Here is a 2339-nt window from a genome sequence, read left to right as displayed (position 1 = left end):
GAGGCCCTGTCTTCATGCGCGCACAACGGGAAGATCACCCCGGCGGGAAACCTGTTCGACCCGCACGTTCCATGATCGGTTGAGATACGGCTTCTCAGAAGCCCTCCTACCGCCACACTCACCCCACGGCGTGCAACGCCCTGCGCCGCTTCGACTCCGCGGCCTTCTTCGCCGCGGCCTGCGCCGCCCGCTTCTTGCGCTGCTCGGCGAGCTGGTCCTGGTACGCCGCCACCGCCCGGTGGTAGCTGTCGACGTAACCCCGGGCGTCCAGCCGCTCGTCCGAGGCCATCTCGTTCACGGCCGCGACGGCGTCCTCGAAGGAGTTGTACCCGGCCAGCATGGGGTTGATCTGATAAACCCCGTTACGGATCTTCTTCACCAGTTTGGCGAGTTCCAGACTCCGCAGCGCGGCGTTCACGCTCGGCCGGCTCAGGTCCAGCAGCCCGCCGACGGTGGCCTGGTCGATCAGGATCCGGCCGCCCGGCTCGCTCAGGGAACGCAGCTTCAGCAGCACCCGGTAGGCGGCCGGCGGGAGGTCGAGGTCGGAGAGAAGCCCATCGGCGTTGACCGCAGCGAATCGCAAGGTGCTCACTGAGCTGTCCCTTCTTCCCTGCGCTTCACCCGGCTCAGCCGACGTGAAGCGCGCTCTCTTGCCCGTTCTGCCCGCAGTTCCGCGATGGCCTGCCGCATGTGGTCCAACGAAGGGAAGCGCACCAGGTCCGGCAGGTTCGTGTCGCCACGAATCTGCGAAATGGTGCTGTGCTGCTCCACCTTCACGAACTCACCCGTCATCTCAGTACCCGGGATGAACTCCGCCACCCGATAACTGTAGGGCGGGTTGAACTGATACACACCCCGCCGCACCTTGAAGACGATCCCATGAGACATCACTGTGTGCAGCGCTTCCGAGGTCTTCGTCCGGCTGACATCCAGGATGGTAGCCATCTCCTCCTGCGTGAGCGGAATCCGGCCCCCCGCTCGCTGACAGGCGATGAGCAGCAGGATCAGCCGCAGCGGCAGGGCTTCCCGGAAGTACTGGGCGATCACCAGGAAGAACTCGAGGCTGTCCATGGAGAACGCGTTCGGCTGGTTCTCGGTCCCGTAGAACTCCAGCGGCTTGCGTTCCCCGTCCAGGGTCAGCTTCCGCGTCGGGTACCGCTTCGCGAGGCTGTCGAGATCCTTGACCGGAGCCAGCGGCTGACTCCACGCGGAGATCGCGTCATCCACCGGCAGATCGGGACGCGGCGTCCCTACCGGACTTCCCCGTCGGCGCTGTGGCTCTGATGACACGAGGCTGCTCTCCACTTCGTTGATCTGCGGAGATCAGTATGTCAACAAGGGTGACACAAGTGTCACGCTCGTTGACGTTCGGCGTGTCTTATGTCCCCCCAGGGGGGACACATCTCGGCCACCCCCTCTCCAGCACCCCCCTCCACCCCCACCGACCAACCTCACCCCCACCACCGCCAGTTCGCCGACACATCTCCCCTAAAACGTCAGCCTCACCGACCTTTTAGCCCATTTTACGTCAGCCGCACTGACGTTTCGCACGCGTTGTGTCCCCCTACGAGCGACACAACCCCCGAGATATGTCCCTTCTGAGGGGACATATCTTTTCCACCGAACCCCCTCTGACCTGCGGCAACGCATCTCCGTACCTTCTATAGGCCCGTGGTCGCCCCGCTGCGCGCACTCAACGCCGTCTCCAACGCCCTCCACCGCGCCACTTCCTGACGCCACCACACCCCCCAGCAGCCGCTACAGGATCCCTGGACCCGATGGCTACACCCCCGTGGAATCTGACTGATTCCCGTCTCTATCCACACCCAGTTTTGAATCACAGCCCCACCCCCCCATTAACGCCGTTAACGCCCCACCCACCCCACTCCCCTGACCTGCACAAACACCACAGCCTTCCCACCCACCCGAACAACCCACGCCCCACTCCGAAACACCAGCCCCCACCCCCTGGCCCAAACCCTCCACCCACCACAAACAACCAAACCCGATCACAACCTCCCAACCCCCTGCACAACCCCCACCCCAACTCCCTTAAAAGCACCCGGAGTTACACCCCACCCCAACCCCCCTCCCAGCCAAACAAGACCAAAACCACCCCCAACCCAAAACAACCCCACCCAAACCTCACCAAAAACCCGCCACACCTCTCCAGCCCAAGACCTTGGTCGGAGCGAAGCGGAGACCCAACGCTGCATCTTTCGGCGGAGCGAAGCGGAGCCGACTCGGACCAGCTCCTCGTCGGAGCGAAGCGGAGACCCAACGCTTCGGCGGAGCGAAGCGGAGCCGACTCGGACCAGCTCCTCGTCGGAGCGAAGCGG

At 64.1% G+C, this 2339-nt stretch carries 2 protein-coding genes; both read right to left on the bottom strand.

Annotation, left to right across the window (positions count from 1 at the left end; all coding sequences use genetic code 11):
- Positions 1-118 precede the first annotated feature (118 nt).
- Positions 119-592, bottom strand: a complete 474-nt coding sequence (locus AB0M99_RS37645; RefSeq protein ID WP_365928758.1) for a MarR family transcriptional regulator — start codon at positions 590-592, stop codon at positions 119-121.
- The gene (locus tag AB0M99_RS37640) at positions 589-1227 is read right to left on the bottom strand and encodes a hypothetical protein (RefSeq protein WP_365928756.1); all 639 of its coding nucleotides are present in this window, start codon (positions 1225-1227) and stop codon (positions 589-591) included. Before AB0M99_RS37640 ends, AB0M99_RS37645 begins: the two co-directional genes overlap by 4 nt.
- Between the last annotated feature and the right edge of the window lie 1112 nt (positions 1228-2339).

This window comes from Streptomyces sp. NPDC051183, assembly GCF_040682455.1.
Lineage (GTDB): Bacteria > Actinomycetota > Actinomycetes > Streptomycetales > Streptomycetaceae > Streptomyces.
This window is presented reverse-complemented; position numbering and strand designations above follow the sequence as displayed.